This window comes from Streptomyces sp. DT190, assembly GCF_049846985.1.
In the GTDB taxonomy this organism is placed as follows: Bacteria; Actinomycetota; Actinomycetes; order Streptomycetales; family Streptomycetaceae; genus Streptomyces.
The window spans coordinates 1-17,474 of the sequence record NZ_JBNCNM010000006.1 but is presented as its reverse complement, the minus strand read 5'-3'; the positions used below and the strand labels follow the sequence as shown (position 1 = coordinate 17,474).

17 protein-coding genes are annotated in these 17,474 nt (G+C 73.0%); 9 read left to right on the top strand and 8 right to left on the bottom strand.

All coding sequences use genetic code 11. The annotated features are described in order from the left end of the window. Positions 1–107 precede the first annotated feature (107 nt). The 3 genes from ACPXCS_RS13115 to ACPXCS_RS13105 all read left to right on the top strand — a co-directional run bounded on the left by ACPXCS_RS13115 (position 108) and on the right by ACPXCS_RS13105 (position 5,406). A complete protein-coding gene (locus ACPXCS_RS13115) occupies positions 108–3,032 on the top strand; it encodes an FAD-binding and (Fe-S)-binding domain-containing protein (RefSeq protein WP_425947068.1) in 2,925 nt (974 codons plus the stop codon). 120 nt (positions 3,033–3,152) lie between these two features. Continuing rightward, entirely contained in the window at positions 3,153–4,274 is a 1,122-nt protein-coding gene (locus ACPXCS_RS13110; protein ID WP_425947069.1) for a lipid II:glycine glycyltransferase FemX, read from the top strand. A 169-nt stretch (positions 4,275–4,443) separates the two neighbouring features. Next, entirely contained in the window at positions 4,444–5,406 is a 963-nt protein-coding gene (locus tag ACPXCS_RS13105) for an EamA family transporter (RefSeq protein ID WP_425947071.1), read from the top strand. On the opposite strand, the gene ACPXCS_RS13100 is transcribed toward ACPXCS_RS13105, so the two are convergent. From ACPXCS_RS13100 to ACPXCS_RS13090, 3 genes are all read right to left on the bottom strand, one after another. Continuing rightward, a complete protein-coding gene (locus ACPXCS_RS13100) occupies positions 5,403–6,098 on the bottom strand; it encodes a formylglycine-generating enzyme family protein (protein ID WP_425947073.1) in 696 nt (231 codons plus the stop codon). The genes ACPXCS_RS13105 and ACPXCS_RS13100 overlap by 4 nt on opposite strands. Positions 6,099–6,165: 67 nt before the next feature. After that, positions 6,166–6,987, bottom strand: a complete 822-nt coding sequence (locus ACPXCS_RS13095) for an ABC transporter permease (RefSeq protein ID WP_425947075.1) — start codon at positions 6,985–6,987, stop codon at positions 6,166–6,168. Then, positions 6,984–7,943 carry an ATP-binding cassette domain-containing protein gene (locus tag ACPXCS_RS13090; protein WP_425947077.1) on the bottom strand — a complete coding sequence of 320 codons (960 nt, stop codon included), beginning with the start codon at positions 7,941–7,943 and terminating at the stop codon, positions 6,984–6,986. The genes ACPXCS_RS13095 and ACPXCS_RS13090 overlap by 4 nt, the downstream gene beginning before the upstream one ends. 106 nt (positions 7,944–8,049) lie before the next feature. Between ACPXCS_RS13090 and ACPXCS_RS13085 the strand changes: the two genes are divergently transcribed. Next, complete coding sequence (locus ACPXCS_RS13085; RefSeq protein WP_425947078.1) at positions 8,050–8,955, top strand: TetR/AcrR family transcriptional regulator; 906 nt, start codon at positions 8,050–8,052, stop codon at positions 8,953–8,955. On the opposite strand, the gene ACPXCS_RS13080 is transcribed toward ACPXCS_RS13085, so the two are convergent. Then, positions 8,952–9,929 carry a WD40 repeat domain-containing protein gene (locus ACPXCS_RS13080; protein WP_425947080.1) on the bottom strand — a complete coding sequence of 326 codons (978 nt, stop codon included), beginning with the start codon at positions 9,927–9,929 and terminating at the stop codon, positions 8,952–8,954. The genes ACPXCS_RS13085 and ACPXCS_RS13080 overlap by 4 nt on opposite strands. Positions 9,930–10,075: 146 nt before the next feature. Here ACPXCS_RS13080 and ACPXCS_RS13075 point away from each other — a divergent pair, with 146 nt between their 5' ends. Together ACPXCS_RS13075 and ACPXCS_RS13070 are read left to right on the top strand one after the other, a co-directional pair. After that, positions 10,076–10,750 (top strand): GDSL-type esterase/lipase family protein, encoded by a 675-nt coding sequence (locus ACPXCS_RS13075; RefSeq protein ID WP_425947081.1) that lies wholly within the window; start codon positions 10,076–10,078, stop codon positions 10,748–10,750. Positions 10,751–10,802: 52 nt separating this feature from the next. Then, positions 10,803–11,795: an aldo/keto reductase gene (locus ACPXCS_RS13070; protein ID WP_425947083.1), complete on the top strand. Its 993-nt coding sequence runs from the start codon at positions 10,803–10,805 to the stop codon at positions 11,793–11,795. A 186-nt stretch (positions 11,796–11,981) separates the two neighbouring features. Here the strand turns inward: ACPXCS_RS13070 and thpR are convergent, their stop codons facing one another. Then, positions 11,982–12,554, bottom strand: a complete 573-nt coding sequence (gene thpR, locus ACPXCS_RS13065) for an RNA 2',3'-cyclic phosphodiesterase (RefSeq protein ID WP_425947085.1) — start codon at positions 12,552–12,554, stop codon at positions 11,982–11,984. Between the two features lie 116 nt (positions 12,555–12,670). Between thpR and ACPXCS_RS13060 the strand changes: the two genes are divergently transcribed. Further along, positions 12,671–13,258: a Uma2 family endonuclease gene (locus ACPXCS_RS13060; RefSeq protein ID WP_425947087.1), complete on the top strand. Its 588-nt coding sequence runs from the start codon at positions 12,671–12,673 to the stop codon at positions 13,256–13,258. A gap of 8 nt (positions 13,259–13,266) precedes the next feature. Here the strand turns inward: ACPXCS_RS13060 and ACPXCS_RS13055 are convergent, their stop codons facing one another. Continuing rightward, positions 13,267–14,646, bottom strand: coding sequence for an MFS transporter (locus tag ACPXCS_RS13055; RefSeq protein WP_425947089.1), 1,380 nt, complete (start codon positions 14,644–14,646; stop codon positions 13,267–13,269). 27 nt (positions 14,647–14,673) lie between these two features. Continuing rightward, positions 14,674–15,111, bottom strand: coding sequence for a MarR family winged helix-turn-helix transcriptional regulator (locus tag ACPXCS_RS13050; RefSeq protein ID WP_383335435.1), 438 nt, complete (start codon positions 15,109–15,111; stop codon positions 14,674–14,676). A 154-nt stretch (positions 15,112–15,265) separates the two neighbouring features. Here ACPXCS_RS13050 and ACPXCS_RS13045 point away from each other — a divergent pair, with 154 nt between their 5' ends. Next, on the top strand, positions 15,266–15,493 hold the full coding sequence (locus ACPXCS_RS13045) for a ribbon-helix-helix protein, CopG family (RefSeq protein WP_425947091.1): 228 nt from the start codon (positions 15,266–15,268) through the stop codon (positions 15,491–15,493). Here the strand turns inward: ACPXCS_RS13045 and ACPXCS_RS13040 are convergent. Continuing rightward, positions 15,463–16,908, bottom strand: coding sequence for an NCS2 family permease (locus tag ACPXCS_RS13040; RefSeq protein WP_425947093.1), 1,446 nt, complete (start codon positions 16,906–16,908; stop codon positions 15,463–15,465). The two genes, ACPXCS_RS13045 and ACPXCS_RS13040, sit on opposite strands and share 31 nt — an antisense overlap. A 117-nt stretch (positions 16,909–17,025) precedes the next feature. On the opposite strand from ACPXCS_RS13040, the gene ACPXCS_RS13035 reads away from it, so the two are divergent. Next, positions 17,026–17,286 carry a DUF2530 domain-containing protein gene (locus ACPXCS_RS13035; RefSeq protein ID WP_425947094.1) on the top strand — a complete coding sequence of 87 codons (261 nt, stop codon included), beginning with the start codon at positions 17,026–17,028 and terminating at the stop codon, positions 17,284–17,286. Positions 17,287–17,474: the final 188 nt, after the last annotated feature.

Below are 17,474 nucleotides of genomic sequence, written 5' to 3'. Positions count from 1 at the left end.
CGTGGGCGAAACGTCGTCCGTCGGGTGAGACGGTCACGGGGGCGCCGGTGTTCCGGCCCGCCGGACGCGGGGTCGTCACTGTCCGTGCCCGCGTGCATGCTGGAGGCATGACGGATCTTCCGCACGGCACGGAGCTGACGGCCAGGGATCTCGCGGCCCTGGAGGGCGAGTTGCGCGCGGCCGTCCGGGGCGACGTCGGCTTCGCCGCCCTGGACCGGGCCCTGGTCACCATGGACGCGTCCAACTACCGGCGGGTGCCGTACGGGGTGGTGGCGCCGGTGGACGCCGACGACGTGGCGGCCGTGCTGGAGGTGTGCCGGGGGCGTGGCGTGCCGGTGGTGCCGCGGGGTGGCGGCACGTCCATCGCCGGGCAGGCGACCGGCACGGGTGTGGTGCTGGACTTCACCCGTTTCATGAACCGGCTGGTCGCCCTGGATCCGCAGGCGCGGACGGCCGTCGTCCAGCCGGGTCTGGTGCTCGACCGGCTGCAGGAGGCCGCCGCCCCGCACGGGCTGCGCTTCGGGCCGGACCCGTCCACGCACAGCAGGTGCACGCTCGGCGGCATGATCGGCAACAACTCGTGCGGCTCGCACTCGGTGGCGTGGGGGACGACCGCGGACAGCGTGCGCGAGCTGGCCGTCGTCACCGCGCGCGGGCGGCGGCTGCGGCTCGGCCGGGACTGGGCCGGGGCGCCCGAGGGCCTGCGGGCGCTGGCGGAGGGGGAACTGGCCCGGCTGCGCACGGGCTTTCCGGACCTGCCCCGCCGCATCTCCGGTTACGCGCTGGACGCCCTGCTGCCCGAGCGGGGCGCCGACGTGGCGCGGTCCTTCTGCGGCTCGGAGGGCACGCTGGGCGTGCTCACGGAGGCGGTCGTGAGCCTGGTCGAGGCGCCCCGCGCGCGGGCGCTGGCCGTGCTGGCGTACGCCGACGAGAGCGCGGCGGCCGAGGCGGCCGCCGGGCTGCTGCCCCTCGGGCCGCTGACCGTGGAGGGCATGGCGGCGGACCTGGTGCCCCCGGCCGCCGGCCTGCCCCGGGGCGGGGCCTGGCTGTTCGTGGAGACGGGCGGGGAGTCGGAGGCGGAGGCACGCGCGCGTGCGGAGGCGATCGTGCGGGCCGCCGACGTCCTGGACGCCCTGGTGGTCACGGACGCGGCGGGGCAGAGCGCGCTGTGGCGGATCCGGGAGGACGCGAGCGGCACGGCCACGAGGATGCCGGACGGCACCGAGGCCTGGCCGGGCTGGGAGGACTGCGCGGTGCCGCCCGCCCGGCTGGGGGCGTACCTGCGGGACTTCCGGGCGCTGACGGCACGGCACGGGCTGCGCGGCACGCCGTACGGGCACTTCGGGGACGGCTGCATCCACGTCCGCATCGACTTCGACCTCCTCACCGACCCCGGCATCGCCCGCTTCCGCCGCTTCTCGCAGGAGCTGGCGGACCTGGTCGTGGCGCACGGCGGTTCGCTGTCCGGGGAGCACGGCGACGGGCAGGCCCGGGCGGAGCTGCTGCCGCGCATGTACGGCCCGGAGACGGTGGGCCTGTTCGAGCGGGTGAAGGCGGTGTGGGACCCGGACGGCCTGCTCAACCCCGGGATGCTCGTCCGGCCCGCGCCGCTGGACTCGAACCTGCGCTTCTCCGTCCTGCCCCGCGAGCCGGTCGACGTCGCCTTCGGCTACCCCGCCGACGGCGGCGACTTCGCGGCGGCGGTGCGGCGCTGCGTGGGCGTGGCCAAGTGCCGGACGGCGTCGGTGTCCGGGTCCTCGGTCATGTGCCCGTCCTTCCGGGCGACCGGCGCCGAGGAGCACTCCACGCGCGGGCGGGCCCGGCTGCTGCACGAGATGCTCGCCGGCGAGGTGATCACGGACGGCTGGCGCTCGACCGAGGTCCGCGACGCCCTCGACCTGTGCCTGTCCTGCAAGGGCTGCCGGTCGGACTGCCCGGTCGACGTCGACATGGCCACGTACAAGGCGGAGTTCCTGCACCACCACTACGCCGGGCGGCGCCGGCCCGCCGCGCACTACGCGATGGGGTGGCTGCCGGTGTGGCTCCGCGCGGTGGCCGTGACACGCACCGCACCCCTGGTGAACGCCCTCGCCGGGACACGCCTCTTCGCCGGTGCGGCGAAGCGGCTGGGCGGGATCGCGCCCGAGCGGCGGCTCCCGCGGGTGGCGCGGCGGACGTTCAGCCGGTGGTGGGAGCGGCGGCCGGGCCGGGCGGGCGACGGGCGGCTGGTCGTCCTGTGGCCCGACACGTTCACCGAGCACCTCTCCCCCGCCGTGGGGCGGGCCGCCGTGCGGGTGCTGGAGGCGGCCGGGCTGCGGGTCGCGCTGCCGCCGACCGTGCACCTGCGGAAACCGCCGGTGGGCGACGGCCGGACGGTGGCCCTGGACCCCTTGTCGCTGCTGCGCGGCCGGGGCCGGGTCTGCTGCGGGCTGACGTACGTCTCGACCGGGCAGCTCGACCGCGCCCGGGCGGTCCTGCGCCGCACGCTCGACCTGATGGAACCGGTGCTGGAGACCGACACGCCGGTCGTGGTGCTGGAGCCGAGCTGCGCTGCCGCGCTGCGCACGGACGCCCCCGAACTGCTGCACGACGACCCGCGCGCGGCCCGTCTCGCCGCGCGGGTCCTCACCTTCGCGGAGACGCTGGAGCGGCACGCCCCCGGCTGGACGCCGCCGCGCCTGGACCGGCCGGTGGCCGGCCAGACCCACTGCCACCAGCACGCGGTGCTCGGCGACGCGGCCGACCGCCGGCTGCGTGAGGCGGCCGGTCTCTCCGGCGCGCTCAGCGGCGGCTGCTGCGGCCTGGCGGGCAACTTCGGCTTCGAGAAGGGCCACTACGAGGTGTCCGCGGCCTGCGCCGAGGACCAGCTCCTGCCCTCCGTGCGGGACGCCCCGGACGGCACGGTGGTCCTGGCGGACGGCTTCTCCTGCCGTACCCAGCTGGAGCAGCTGGCGGGGGTGCGCGGCCGGCACGTGGCGGAGGTGCTGGCGCAGGCGCTGGGCGAATGCCCTCCGGACCGCGGGCCCGCGTGAGGCGTTCGGGCCACACGGCGGGCGGACCCGAGTGTCCGCAGCCGGGGATCGGCGGGCCGCTCCTAGGCTCGCGGCACCACTCCCCGCCCGTCGAGGGCCGCTGCCCGAAGGAGCCCGCGCATGAGCGTCCGCGTCCAGCCGATCACCCCTGAGGAGCACCTGGCGTTCGTCACCGCCCGCCCCTCCGCCAGCCACACCCAGGTCCCGTCCTGGGGCGCGGTGAAGCCCGACTGGGAGGCGGAGAGCCTCGGCTGGTTCGACGGGGCCGGGCAGCTCGTCGGCGCGGGACTGGTCCTGCTGCGCCCGCTGCCCGGGCTGCGGCGGTACCTCGCCTACCTCCCCGAGGGCCCGCTGATCGACTGGCACGAGCCCGGGTTCGAGCGCCTGCTGGAGCCGATGCTCGCCCACCTGCGGCGGCGGGGCGCCTTCGCCGTGCGGATGGGCCCGCCGGTCGTGGTGCGCCGCTGGAGCGCCGAGACGGTCAAGGCGGCGATCGCGGACCCGGCCGCCCGCCGGCTGCGCGACGTCCGGGCGACGTCGTACGAACCGCGGGCCGGGCGGGTCGCGGACGGTCTGCGCCGCATGGGCTGGCGGCTGAGCGAGGCCGGCGGGGCGGCCGGCTTCGCCGCGGGACAGCCGCGGTACGTCTTCCAGGTGCCGTTCGCCGGCCGCTCGCTGGAGGAGATCCACGACGGCCTCAACCAGCAGTGGCGGCGCAACATCAAGAAGGCCGACAAGGCCGGAGTGAAGGTGGTGCGCGGCGACCTGGAGGACCTGCCGGCCTTCCACGAGCTGTACACCGAGACCGCCGGGCGCGACGGGTTCCTGCCGCGCCCGCTCTCCTACTTCCAGGGCATGTGGCGCGCGCTCACCGCCGAGCACCCGGACCGGATGCGGCTCTACCTCGCCCACCACGACGGCGAGGTGCTCGCCGGCGCCACCATGCTGACCGTCGGCGACCACGTCTGGTACTCCTACGGCGCCTCCACCAGCCGCCGGCGCGAGGTGCAGCCGAGCAGCGCCGTGCAGTGGCGCATGATGACCGACGCCCATGAACTCGGCGCCGCCGTCTACGACCTGCGCGGCATCACCGACACCCTGGAGGAGTCCAGCCCGCTGCTGGGCCTGCTCCGTTTCAAGGTCGGCACCGGCGGCGAGGCCGTCGAGTACCTCGGCGAGTGGGACTACCCGCTCAACCGGCTGCTCCACAAGGCGTTCGAGCTCTACCTGTCCCGCCGCTGAGGCCCGCGGGGAGCCCGGGGCGGCGTCTCACGGCGCAAGACAGCGGCAAAAGGGCTTCACGCACCTGACTCAGTCCATTACCCTGGACTGCGAAGTACACCATGATGCACGCGGAGTGCAGACCGGTGTACGGACCGCCCGCACCGCGCCGACGAGCACAGGACCGCCCGTGACCACCCCCGACAGCGTCACCACACCCCAGCCCGCGACCACCGCGCCGCCCGCGTCCGGCCCCGCCGCCGGCCCGGGCCGCCTGGGCTCCCTCGGACCCGTGGGCCTCGTCCTCGCCGGCGGCGTCTCCGTGCAGTTCGGCGGCGCCCTGGCGGTGACGCTGATGCCGAGGACCGGCGCCCTCGGGGTGGTGGCGCTGCGCCTGCTCGTGGCGGCGGTCGTGCTGCTGCTGGTGTGCCGCCCCCGCCTGCGCGGCCACTCGCGCGCCGACTGGGGCACGGTCGTGGTCTTCGGCATCACCATGGCCGCGATGAACGGCCTGTTCTACCAGGCCGTCGCCCGGATCCCGCTGGGTCCGGCGGTCACCCTGGAGGTCCTGGGCCCGCTCGCCCTGTCGGTCCTGGCGTCCCGCCGCGCGATCAACGTCGTGTGGGCGGCCCTCGCGCTCGCCGGTGTCTTCCTCCTCGGCGGCGGAGGCTTCAGCGGCCTCGACCCCGTGGGAGCGGCCTTCGCCCTGGGCGCCGGCGCCATGTGGGCGGCGTACATCGTCTTCAGCGCCCGTACCGGCCGCCGCTTCCCGCAGGCGGACGGGCTGGCCCTGGCGATGGCGGTGGGCGCGGTGCTGTTCCTGCCGCTGGGCATCGCCGAGTCGGGCACGAAGCTCCTCGACCCGGTGACCCTGGGCCTGGGCGCGGCGGTGGCCCTGCTCTCCTCGGTCCTGCCCTACACGCTCGAACTCCTCGCCCTGCGCCGCCTGCCCGCCTCCACCTTCGCCATCCTGATGAGCCTGGAACCGGCCCTCGCCGCCACGGCCGGCTTCCTGATCCTCGACCAGACCCTCACGGCGCCGGAGGCCGCGGCGATCGCGCTGGTGATCGCGGCGAGCATGGGCGCGGTGCGGACCCAGGTGGGCCGGGGCCGCGGCAAGGCGGCCTTGCAGAGCACAGGGCTGGAAGGCTAGGCGGGCGCGGACCGCGCCCCCCTCCCCGGCGCCGTCCGCGCGACCCGGAACCCCACGTCGTCGATCCGGAACGTCGGATGGCTCCGGCGGCGCACCGAGGCGCGGCAGCTCCAGTGCTCGTCGGACCAGCCGCCGCCGCGGAGCACCCGGTAGGTGCCGTAGACCTCGGGGTCGTAGAGGTCCCAGCACCAGTCCCAGACGTTGCCCAGCATGTCGTGGAGCCCCCAGGCGTTGGGCTCCTTGCCGCCCACCGGGTGGACGGTGTCGTCCGCGTTCCCCCGGTACCAGGCGATCTCGTCGAGGCGGCCGTAGCGCGGGCCGGTGCTGCCGGCGCGGCAGGCGTGCTCCCACTCGGCCTCGGTCGGCAGCCGGTAGCCGTCGGCCGAGGTGTCCCAGTCGACCGTGCCGGTGCCGTCTCCCACCCGGTACGCCGGAACCAGCCCCTCGCGCAGTGACAGGGCGTTGCAGAAGTGCACCGCGTCCCACCAGGACACGCCCTCCACGGGCAGCCGGTCCCCACGGGCCGCGCTCGGCCTGCGGCCGGTGACGCCGGCGTACCGCTCCTGCGTGACCGGGAACGCGGCCTGGTGGAACGGCGCGACCTCCACCGCCCAACTGCGCCGCGTCCGCCGGTCGGACAGCGTGACCCGGCCGGCCGGGACCGGGATCATCTCGTCTTCGGCATCCCCCATGACCGGCCACCCTACGGATGGGGGCGCCCGGCCACCACCGAGCGCGCCCGCCCCCGTTGCCGCCCCGCTACCGGCTGAGCTTCCTGAACCGCCGTACCGCCAGCGGCAGGAAGATCGCCGTCAGGATCACCGGCCACACCCCGGCCATCAGCAGCGCGTGCTGCTCCACCCAGGAGTCGCCGCCGGCGACGGGCGGGCCGAACAGGTCGCGGGTCGCCGCCGCCGTGGAGGAGACGGGGTTCCAGGCCGCGACCCAGCCCAGCCAGTCGGGCATCAGCTGCGGCGCGACGAAGATGCTGGAGATCATCGTCAGCGGGAAGGCGACCGCGAACAGGCCCCCCGCCGCCTCCGGGTTGGGCACGAGCAGCCCCAGCCACACGCCGATCCAGATCAGCGCGAACCGCAGCCACAGCAGCAGCCCGAACGCGGCGAGGAAGCCGAGGCCGCCGTCCGGCCGCCAGCCCATGGCGACGGCGGTGAGCATCATGATGGCCAACTCGGCGCAGGCCACGAGCAGATCGGTGACCCCGCGCCCGGCCACCACGGCGGAGGACGCCATCGGCATGGAGCGGAAGCGGTCGATGACGCCCTTGGTGGAGTCGTAGACCACCAGCGTGGCGGTGTTGATGAAGCCGAACGCCATGGTCATCACGAACATGCCCGGCATCAGGAAGTCCTTGTAGTCCCCGCCGCCGGGCACCTTCATCGCGCTGCCGAAGACATAGCCGTAGAGCAGCACGGACAGGATCGGGAAGCCCAGCTGCCAGGCGATGTTGACGGGCTGGCGCCGGTAGTGGGTCAGGCCGCGGCGGACGATGTTCCAGCAGTCGGCGAGCAGCCAGTACGTGCCGCTGCGCGCGCTCGTGGTGCTCAGGTCGACGGCGCTCACGCTGCGGCCTCCTTCTCGGTCCGGTGTCCGGTCAGGCGCAGGAAGACGTCGTCGAGGCTCGGCCTGCGCAGTCCGATGTCCTCGACGCGCACGCCCTCGTCCTGGAGGGTCCGCGCCACGTCGGTGAGGGCCGCGACCCGGTCCGTGACCGGGGCGTGCACCCGCAACTCCGCCTCGTCCGCCTCCGGTTCGCCGTCGCTGACGCGGGCGACGACCTTCACCACCCGCGCGATCTCGGACCGCTCGGCGACCACGACCTCGATCCGGTCGCCGCCGACCAGGCCCTTCAGCCCGTCCGGGGTGTCGTCGGCGATGGCCCGGCCCTGGTCGATGACGGTGATGCGGGAGGCGAGCTTGTCGGCCTCCTCCAGGTACTGCGTGGTCAGCAGCACGGTCGTGCCGCCCGCGACCAGCGCCCGGACGGTGTCCCAGACCTCGCCCCGGCTGCGCGGGTCCAGGCCGGTCGTCGGCTCGTCGAGGAAGAGCACGGCCGGGGCCAGGATCATCGACGCGGCGAGGTCGAGGCGGCGCCGCATGCCGCCGCTGTACTTGCCGACGCCCCGGTCCGCGGCGTCCGTCAGGTCGAACTGCTCCAGCAGCTCGGCCGCCCGCAGCCGGGCGCGCCGGCCGCCGAGGTGGAACAGGCGGCCGAACATCTCCAGGTTCTGCCGGCCGGTGAGCACCTCGTCCACCGCCGCGTACTGGCCGGTGAGCCCGATCCGGGCCCGCACCTCGCGCGGCTGCCGGGCCACGTCCAGGCCGGCGACCCACGCCCGGCCCCCGTCCAGACGGATCAGCGTGGACAGGATGCGCACGGCGGTGGTCTTGCCCGCCCCGTTCGGCCCGAGCAGGCCGTGCACCGTGCCCTCGCGGACCGCGAGGTCGAAACCGTCCAGGGCGCGCTTCTCGCCGTACCTCTTCTCCAGCGCCTCCGCGCGCACCGCGTATCCGTCCATGTCGCCCCTCCCGTGGCTCGTGCCCTGCCCGCACTCAACTGAGTACAGCGTACCCGATTACGCGTACGGTGTACCCGGTTTTTGGGCGGGGCCCTAAGCTGGGCTCATGACGAGCGGCACGAGTGGCAGTGGCGGTACGGAGACCAGCGGCAGCGGGGACATCGCCCGCACCCTGGAGTTGCTGTGGGACACCGGCCGGCGCCCGAGCCGCGGCCCCAAGCCGACCCTGACCCTGGACCGGATCGTGGAAGCGGCCGTCCGGGTCGCGGACGCCGAGGGCCTGGAGGGCCTGTCCATGCGTCGCGTCGCGGCCGAACTGGGCACCGGCACCATGTCGCTGTACCGGTACGTCCCCGGCAAGGGCGAGCTGCTCGACCTCATGCTGGACCGGGTCCAGCGCCCCTCGGACCACCCGGCCGACCTCGGCGACGGCGGCTGGCGCGCGGCCCTGGAGGCCCTGGCCCGCGAGACCCTCGCCCTCTACCGCCGCCACCCCTGGCTGCTCCACGTCAACCAGTCCCGCCCGATCCTCGGCCCGAGCGCCCTCGACGGCATGGAGAAGGTCCTCACCCTGATCCGCCCGATGGGGCTGAGCGACCCCGAGCTGGTCTCCGCGATCATCATGATCGACGGGTACGTCGTCGGGGCCGCGCGCACGCAGCTGTACCAGCTGGAGGCGGAACGCCGGACGGGCCTGACGGACGCCGAGTTCTGGCAGGCGCAGGTGCCGGCCCTGGAGAAGGCGATGGCCTCGGGCCGCTACCCGGTCATGGCCTCACTGTCCGAGGACACCTTCGGACCGGACTTCGACCACTTCGAGTTCGGCCTCCAGCGGATCCTGGACGGCCTGGCGGTGCTGGTGGAACGGCGCCGGACGCCGGGCGCGGATGCGGCCACCGATGCGACAGCGGATGCGGCCGGGACCCCGGACGCGGCCGGGACCGAGGAATCGGCCGGGACCGAGGAATCGGCCGGGACCCCGGACGCGGACTCGGCCGCGGACCGGCCCTAGCCCCGCCGCCTGAGCTTGCGCAGGCCGAACACGACCACCAGGGCCGCGGCGGCGGCGATCGCCCCGGTCCTGAGGTCGCCGCTCAGCCCGTCACCGCCGGCGCCCCCCTCCGACGAGGCCGAACCGCCGTTGCCGGAGGGCGAATCCGGGGAGCCCGGGGCGTCCTGCGGTTCCACCGGGCTGTCGGCGCCCTCCGCGCCGAACATGAGCTTCGTCCCGTCGGCGGTGTAGGTGACGGACTCCCCCTGGCCCAGGAACGGCACGCCGAGCCGCTCCTTCTTCTTCGGCTTCCCGCCGTTCCAGTCGTAGGCGATCGCCCCGAAGTAGCTGCGTACCACCAGGTGCCGGCCGTCGGGGGAGAGCGTCGCGTCGGTGGCCTCCAGGTCGGGGAGGGCCGCGACGGGCCGGAACACGTTCGTGCCGCTCGGGGAGAGGTCGGCGGGGCCCTCGTACAGGTGCCCGCCCTTCTCGTTCTTGTCGACGAGGTAGACGCGGCCGGTCTTCGGGTGCACGACGAGTGACTCGGCGTCCCGCGCCCCGTCGGCGTACTTCACGACGTACTGCGTGGCCCGGACGGTGCCGTCGCGCAGGGTCTTCGGCTCGGGCAGCCGGTAGATCCACACGTGCGGCCAGGAGCCGCCGAGGTTGTCGCCGATGTCGCCGACCCAGATCTGGTTGTCCGGCCCGATCGAGACGGCCTCGACGTCGCGCGGGCTGCCCACGCCGCTCATGGTGATCGTGGCGACCGTCTCGCCCGTCCTGCTGTCGACGGCGTAGAGGTAGGCACCGTCGTCGCTGTCGTTGTGCGTCCAGTAGATCCCGGGGTGCTGACGCGAGGCGGCCAGACCGCTGGACTCGGTGATGCGCGGATCCCTGATCGTGAACTCGCCGTCTCCGTCGGCGGCGGTGGCGGCGGGCGCGGCGAGAGCGCCGGTGAGGAGGGCCGCGGCGAGGAGGGCGAAGGGTCTGCGCATGCCCCAAGCGTGCCATCACACACGGCGGTTCAGCAGGCGGATCAGCAGGCGCTCCACCGGGAGGACGGCCTCCCCGGCCGCCGCCGGGGACGGTGCGTGGCCCGACTCACATCCCACCCGGTGCGCTGATCGTCCATCATGAGCGGATGCTCAGGTTCATGCCCGTCGGTGACTCCATGACGATCGGAAGCACGGGCGAACACACGTGGCGCTACCGCATGTGGCAGCACCTGTGCCGTTCCCACGGCGGCCCCGTCACCCTCGTCGGCCCCCGCGAGACGCTCTACGACCAGCACGCCGGCGCCCCCACGTCGCACGCCTACGCCGAACCGGACTTCCCCCGGGCACACCTGGCCGGCTGGGGCGAGGGCTGGCTGCACATGGCGCCGCTGATCGGCGAGGCGGTGCGCTCGTGCCGGGCGGACGTCCTGCTGGTCTCCCTGGGCCTGATCGACCTCGGCTTCTACACGAACGCGGAGCAGACCGCCGGCAACGTCCGGGCCTTCACCGCCGAGGCGCGGGCGGCGAACCGCCGGGTGCGGATGGTGTGGCTGCCGGTGACACCGAACGTCCGGGCCCACACCGACGCGCTCTTCGCCGGCGAGGTCGCCCGCTTCAACGAGATCCTCGCCAAGACGGCGGCCGACCTCGACGAACCGGCCTCCCCCATCCTGCTGGCCTCGACGCCGCCGTCGTACGACGTCTCCACCGACACCTACGACGGGACCCACCCCAACGCCGCCGGCGAACACAAGATCGCGGCGGCCTTCGCGGCGGCGCTGCACCAGGGCTGGGGACTGGGCGGCCCCTACCGGGCCTGACGCGCCCCGAGCGCTTGCCTGGAGCGCACTCCAACACGTTGGCTTGGTCGTCATGGAGTACACGCAGCTCGGACGCACGGGACTCAAGGTCAGCCGGCTCGTCCTCGGCACCATGAACTTCGGCCCGCAGACCGACGAGGCCGACAGCCACGCCATCATGGACGCGGCGCTGGACGCGGGCATCAACTTCTTCGACACCGCCAACGTGTACGGCTGGGGCGAGAACAAGGGCCGTACCGAAAGCATCATCGGCACGTGGTTCGCCAAGGGCGGGGGCCGGCGCGACAAGGTCGTCCTCGCCACGAAGGTCTACGGCAACATGGGCGCCGACGGACCCGCCTGGCCCAACCACGACAAGCTCTCCGCCGTCAACATCCGCCGGGCCGTCGACGCCAGCCTGAAGCGGCTGCAGACCGACCACATCGACGTCTACCAGTTCCACCACATCGACCGGGACACCCCGTTCGAGGAGATCTGGCAGGCGATCGACGTCCTGATCCAGCAGGGCAAGATCCTCTACGTCGGATCGTCGAACTTCCCCGGCTACAAGATCGCCCAGGCCAACGAGATCGCCGCCCGGCGCGGCGGGACCATCGGCCTGGTCAGCGAGCAGTGCCTGTACAACCTCGCCGAGCGCCGCGCCGAGATGGAGGTCATCCCGGCCGCGCAGGACTACGGCCTCGGGGTCATCCCCTGGTCGCCGCTGCACGGTGGTCTGCTGGGCGGCGTGCTGAAGAAGGAGGTCCAGGGCGGGCGCCGCGCCTCGGGCCGCGCGGCCGACGCGCTCGCCGACCCGGCCACCCGCGCGCAGATCCAGTCCTACGAGGACCTGCTCGACAAGCACGGCGTCGAGCCCGGCGAGGCCGCCCTGGCCTGGCTGCTCACCCGCCCGGGCGTGACCGGCCCGATCGTCGGCCCGCGCACCGCCGAGCAGCTCGCCTCCGCGGTCCGCGCGTCCGAGCTGGAGCTGTCCGAGGAGCTCCTGACCGGCCTGGACGAGATCTTCCCGGGCCCCGGCCCGAGCCCGGAGGCCTTCGCCTGGTGAACGCCCCCGCCGGGGGCGCGGGGAACCGCGCGACGAGCCCACGCCGGCCCGCGGCCGGACGGCAGCCGTCCGCGGTTCCCCGCCGCGCTACCTCCCCAGCACGGAGGCCAGGGCGACGACGAGGAACATCAGCACGAGCACACCGGCCATGATCCGGTTGCGGGTTTTCGGGTCCACGCCCCGAGCCTAACCGGCGCCCCGCAGCGGCCAGCGCCCGACCGCCTCGTACCGGGGCTGCTCCCCGGGGACGCCGGAGGTCGGCAGGTTGCTGCGCACCAGCACCAGCTCGTCGACGGTCCAGGTCCGGCCGGCGAACTCCCCGAGCACGTCCAGACAGGGCCGCACGTCCCGGGCCTCCCGGCTCCGGGCCACGGTCAGGTGGGCCTTGTACCGCCGGTGCTCCCCCATCGGCACGCCCGCCTTCCGCGCCGCGGCCTCCGCCCGCTCGGCGAGCAGCCGCAACGTCGCCAGGTCCCCCTCGGCCCCGGCCCACAGCGCCCTGCCGTGCCCGAACTGCCCGCCGCCGCGCACGGCCAGCGGGAACGGGCCGGTCCGGTGCGCGGCCCGCTCCAGCCGCTCCGTCAGCCCGGGGACGAGCCCGTCGTCCACCTCACCGTAGAAGGCGAGCGTGAAGTGCCACCCGGCCCGCCCGGTCCACCGCATGCCGTCGGCCCCGGCCGATCCGCGCAGCTCGTCGACCACGGCCGCGAGCTCACGGCACACGTCGTCGGGGGGCAGCACGGCGGCGAAGAGTCTCATCCACCCAGTCTGCCCGCCCCCGCCCCGATGGCCCGGGCGTGCCCTGATCGCCGTGCGTATCGTTGCTACTGCGCGGCCGTATCCATCGTCGGGTGCGGCCGGGGAGGAGCGCCACGATGACCGTCCTTGACGACAGGATCGAGATGGACGACAGCAGCGGCGAACTCACCCTCGACATGATGTTCGAGTGGGTGGAGACGATGCCCGTCCCCGAGGGTTACAAGGTCGAGATCGTCGGGGGGAACATCTTCATGGCGCCTCAGCGGGACACCCACTGGGACATCATCCTGGACATCGTCGAGCAGCTGCGCGCCAAGTACCCGCGCAAGCGCCTGAAGTCCGACGTCCGTGTCGACTACCCGGGCCACCTCAACGGCTTCGCCTCGGACGTGACCCTGATGGCGGAGGACGCGGCCACGAACGACAAAGGGCTGTGGCGGTACGAGGACGTCGAGTTCGTCGCCGAGGTGATCTCGAGGAAGACGGGGGCGAACGACTACGGCCCCAAGAAGGACGCCTACGCCGCGGCCGGTGTACCGGTGTACCTGATCGTGGATCCTTACACCGGCCGCTGGCATCTGCACACCAAGCCCAAGGACGGCGAGTACCGGGGCGAGCTGAGCCTGGACTTCGGAGACGAGATCGACCTGACCGGCACCGTGGTCGGCCTCGTCCTGAACACCGGCGACTTCCCCCGGGACTGACGGCCCCGCTACGCCGCCGGGGCCAGTTCCTCCGTCCGTTCCCGTGGTACGAAGCGCACCCGGGGATGTCCGCGGTGCCAGCCGACCGCCAGGCGCAGGTTGCCCACGCGGGCCAGGATGAGGCCGATCGCGGCCGCGGCCGCCACCGCCACCGCGCCGCCCGCCGCGAGGCCGACGCGCGCGCCGTAGGTGTCGGTGATCCAGCCGACGATCGGGGCGCCGACCGGGGAGCCGCCGAGGAACACCATCATGTAGAGGGCCATGACACGGCCCCGCACGGCCGGGTCGGTGGACATCTGGATGCTGGTGTTGGTCGTGACGTTGACCGTCATGCCGAACAGGCCCAGTGGCACCATGAGCAGGGCGAACATCCACAGGGTGGGGGTCGTCGCGGCGAGGATCTCCAGCGCCCCGAAGGCCATCGCCGCCACGATCAGCAGCCGCAGCCGGGCCGTGCCCCGCCGCGCGGCGAGCAGTGCGCCCGCGACCGAGCCGACCGCCATCAGCGTGTTGAACATGCTGTACGCGCCGGCGCCCGCGTGGAAGACGTCGTCCGCGAAGGCCGACAGGTAGACGGGGAAGTTGAAGGCGAACGTGCCGACGAAGCCGACCAGGACGATCGGCCAGATCAGCTCGGGCCGGCCGGTGACGTAGCGGACGCCCTCGCGCAGCTGTCCCTTGCCCCGCGGGGCGCGCTCGACGGCGTGCAGCTCGCGGGCGCGCATCAGCAGCAGGCCGGTGAGCGGCGCGATGAAGGACAGGCCGTTGAAGAGGAAGGCGTAGCCGGTGCCGACGCCGGTGATGAGTATGCCCGCGACGGCGGGACCGACCAGGCGGGCCGACTGGAAGTTCGCCGAGTTCAGGCTGACCGCGTTCTGCAGCTGCCCGGGGCCGACCAGCTCCGAGACGAAGGACTGGCGGGCCGGGTTGTCGACGACGGTGGCGAGACCGACCGCGAAGGCGGCCAGGTACACGTGCCAGACCTGGACGTGGCCGGTGAGTGTGAGGACGGCCAGGGCGATCGCCGTGAGCGCCATCGCGGACTGCGTCACGAGCAGCGTGGGCCGCTTGCGCAGCCGGTCGACGAGGACGCCGCCGTACAGGCCGAAGAGCAGCATCGGCAGGAACTGCAGGGCGGTCGTGATGCCGACGGCGGCGGAGGAGCCGGTGAGGCTGAGCACGAGCCAGTCCTGGGCGATGCGCTGCATCCAGGTGCCGATGTTGGAGACGACCTGCCCCAGGAAGAACAGGCGGTAGTTCCGCACCTTCAGGGAGGAGAACATCGAGGACGTGCGGACGCGGTCGCCGGAGGCGGGTGCTGCGGGAGCGGGCGGGGAGTCGTGGGGTTCAGGTGCGGGGGCGGAAGCTGTTCCGGGTCCCGAACTCAAAGGGTTCGCCTCCTTGCTACATACGGCTTACAGGTGCGCGAGCTTCTCCAGCACGGGGGCGGCGGCGCGCAGTTTCGCCCACTCGTCCTCGTCGAGGTTCTCCACCAGCGTGGACAGGAACGCGTTCCGCTTGCGGCGGCTCTCCTCAAGCATGGCCTCGGCCTGCTCGGTGCGCGTCACGACCTTCTGGCGCCGGTCCTCGGGGTGCGGCTCCAGACGGACCAGTCCCTTGGCCTCCAGCAGCGCCACGATGCGGGTCATCGACGGCGGCTGGACGTGCTCCTTGCGGGCGAGCTCGCCCGGGGTGGCCCTGCCGCACAGGGACAGGGTGCCGAGCACCGACATCTCGGTGGGGCTGAGCGACTCGTCGACCCGCTGGTGCTTGAGCCGACGGGACAGCCGCATCACGGCGGATCGGAGGGAGTTCACGGCGGCTGCGTCGTCGCCATGGCTGAGGTCCGGCATGTTCTTTAGCGTAACTCATTACTCTCGCTAAATACCACCGGGGACACGCGGACTGCCCGTGACGCCCGCCACTGCGCCACCACATCACTCATATGGGTGATCCCGGAGGGGAACGTGACACACCGCACCGAACGGTGCCGCGACCCTCATGGTCATGGGGACCAGCGTGCTCAGCCTGCGAATAGACCACGACCTGCTCGAACGGCTCCGGCACCATGCCGCCAAAAGAGGAATGAGCGTCCAGGACTACGTCGTCCGGACGCTCATTCGTGATGACTTCGACCAGCGGTTCCGCACCGCCGTCGAGGAGACGGAGAGGTTCTACGGCGACTCCGACTCCGAGGACGAGGATCAGGTCAGACCCAGCGCCGGCATCAGGTAGTAGAAGGCGAACACCGCCGCCACCGCGTACATCGCCGACGGCACCTCACGGCCCCGGCCGGCCGCCAGCCGCAGCACCACGAAGGTGATGAAGCCCATGCCGATGCCGTTCGTGATCGAGTAGGTGAACGGCATCATCAGCATCGTCACGAACGCCGGGACCGCGATCGTGTAGTCGGCCCAGTCGATCTCCTTCACCGACCCGGCCAGGATCAGGAAGCCGACCGCCACCAGCGCCGGGGTGGCCGCCTGGGACGGGACCATCGTGGCGATCGGGGTCAGGAAGAGCGCGACGGCGAAGAGACCGCCGGTGACCACGTTCGCCAGACCCGTCCGGGCCCCCTCACCCACACCCGCCGTGGACTCCACGAACGCCGTGGTGGCCGAGGACGAGCTGGCACCCCCCGCCGCGACCGCGAGACCGTCGACGAACAGCACCTTGTTGATGCCGGGCATCTGACCCTCGCCGTCGGTCAGCTTCGCCTCGTCGGAGACGCCCATGATCGTGCCCATCGCGTCGAAGAAGCACGACAGCAGCACGGTGAAGACGAACAGCACCCCGGTCAGCACACCGACCTTCTCGAAGCCGCCGAACAGGCTCACCTGCCCGACCAGCCCGAAGTCCGGGCTGGCGACCGGGTTGCCGGGCCACTTGGGCGTGGTCAGACCCCAGCTCGGCACCGTGGCGACCGCGTCGATGACCACGGCGACGACCGTCATGGCGACGATCGAGATCAGGATCGCGCCCGAGACCTTGCGCACGATCAGCGCCAGGGTCAGCAGGACACCCAGTACGAAGACCAGCACGGGCCAGCCGTTCAGGTGCCCGTCGCCGCCGAGCTGCAGCGGGACGGTGGTCCGGGCGGCGTCGGGGATCCGGGAGACGAAGCCGGCGTCGACCAGCCCGATCAGCATGATGAACAGGCCGATACCGATGGAGATGGCCTTGCGCAGCCCGTAGGGCACGGCGTTCATCACCCGCTCGCGCAGCCCCGTGGCGACCAGCAGCATCACCACGAAACCGGCCAGCACCACCATGCCCATCGCGTCCGGCCAGGACATGCGCGGGGCCAGCTGGAGGGCGACGACCGAGTTCACGCCGAGACCGGCGGCCAGGGCGATCGGGACGTTGCCGATCACGCCCATCAGGAGCGTGGTGAACGCAGCGGTGAGGGCCGTGGCGGTGACCAGCTGCCCGTTGTCGAGCTGGTGACCGTACATGTCCTTCGCGCTGCCGAGGATGATCGGGTTCAGCACGATGATGTAGGCCATCGCGAAGAAGGTGGCGAGACCGCCGCGGACCTCGCGGGACAGGGTGCTGCCCCGCTCGGAGATGCGGAAGAAGCGGTCGAGGGTCGTGGGCCCGGCTCCCGGCTGTTCAGGGGCGGGGACCTTGGCGGGAGCCGAGGAGGACATGGGTTTGGTGTTTCCTACGAAGAGAAGTGGTCAGACACAAACCGTTTCAGTATGAACATATAACGCCCCCCTCGGCTATCTCCGCGCGTAGACCAGATCGCCTCGTAAGCTGTCCCCATGGCGAAGTGGACCCCCCGACACGAGGCGCCGGAGCCCCTGGAGGGCCCCGTGGTCGCCACCATCACCGGCGGCACGATCCTGTGGTTCGTCCTCTTCCTGGTCCAGCTCCCGTTCTACGGCTGGTTCGACGACCGCGGCAGCACCTGGTGGATCTGGACCTGCCTGGCCGGGGGCGGCCTGGGCCTGATCGGCATCTACTACGTCCGCAGGCGCGACGCGGCACTCAAGCGGGCAGCGGCCCAGGACGAAGCCGCATAGGACGACGCACCCGCACCCGCCGGACGGCGCAAGGGGCCGTGCCGGGGGGTGTCCGCCCGCAGCGGTTGGCGCGTCGACGAACAGTCGGTCGGCACGCAACCCCATCGCGCCGTTCCGAGGACGGACACCCCCCCGCCCCGGCCCCCCCCCCCCCCCGCCCGCGGCGCCGCACGCCCACGCCCGCCCCC

What these genes read in the sequence shown, in the direction of transcription:
- ACPXCS_RS13115 (WP_425947068.1), top strand. Translation starts at nt 108, where the DNA reads ATGACGGATCTTCCGCACGGCACGGAGCTGACGGCCAGGGATCTCGCG.
- ACPXCS_RS13110 (WP_425947069.1), top strand. Translation starts at nt 3,153, where the DNA reads ATGAGCGTCCGCGTCCAGCCGATCACCCCTGAGGAGCACCTGGCGTTC.
- ACPXCS_RS13100 (WP_425947073.1), bottom strand. Translation starts at nt 6,098, where the DNA reads ATGGGGGATGCCGAAGACGAGATGATCCCGGTCCCGGCCGGCCGGGTC.
- ACPXCS_RS13090 (WP_425947077.1), bottom strand. Translation starts at nt 7,943, where the DNA reads ATGGACGGATACGCGGTGCGCGCGGAGGCGCTGGAGAAGAGGTACGGC.
- ACPXCS_RS13085 (WP_425947078.1), top strand. Translation starts at nt 8,050, where the DNA reads ATGACGAGCGGCACGAGTGGCAGTGGCGGTACGGAGACCAGCGGCAGC.
- ACPXCS_RS13080 (WP_425947080.1), bottom strand. Translation starts at nt 9,929, where the DNA reads ATGCGCAGACCCTTCGCCCTCCTCGCCGCGGCCCTCCTCACCGGCGCT.
- ACPXCS_RS13075 (WP_425947081.1), top strand. Translation starts at nt 10,076, where the DNA reads ATGCTCAGGTTCATGCCCGTCGGTGACTCCATGACGATCGGAAGCACG.
- ACPXCS_RS13070 (WP_425947083.1), top strand. Translation starts at nt 10,803, where the DNA reads ATGGAGTACACGCAGCTCGGACGCACGGGACTCAAGGTCAGCCGGCTC.
- thpR (WP_425947085.1), bottom strand. Translation starts at nt 12,554, where the DNA reads ATGAGACTCTTCGCCGCCGTGCTGCCCCCCGACGACGTGTGCCGTGAG.
- ACPXCS_RS13060 (WP_425947087.1), top strand. Translation starts at nt 12,671, where the DNA reads ATGACCGTCCTTGACGACAGGATCGAGATGGACGACAGCAGCGGCGAA.
- ACPXCS_RS13050 (WP_383335435.1), bottom strand. Translation starts at nt 15,111, where the DNA reads ATGCCGGACCTCAGCCATGGCGACGACGCAGCCGCCGTGAACTCCCTC.
- ACPXCS_RS13045 (WP_425947091.1), top strand. Translation starts at nt 15,266, where the DNA reads ATGGGGACCAGCGTGCTCAGCCTGCGAATAGACCACGACCTGCTCGAA.
- ACPXCS_RS13040 (WP_425947093.1), bottom strand. Translation starts at nt 16,908, where the DNA reads ATGTCCTCCTCGGCTCCCGCCAAGGTCCCCGCCCCTGAACAGCCGGGA.
- ACPXCS_RS13035 (WP_425947094.1), top strand. Translation starts at nt 17,026, where the DNA reads ATGGCGAAGTGGACCCCCCGACACGAGGCGCCGGAGCCCCTGGAGGGC.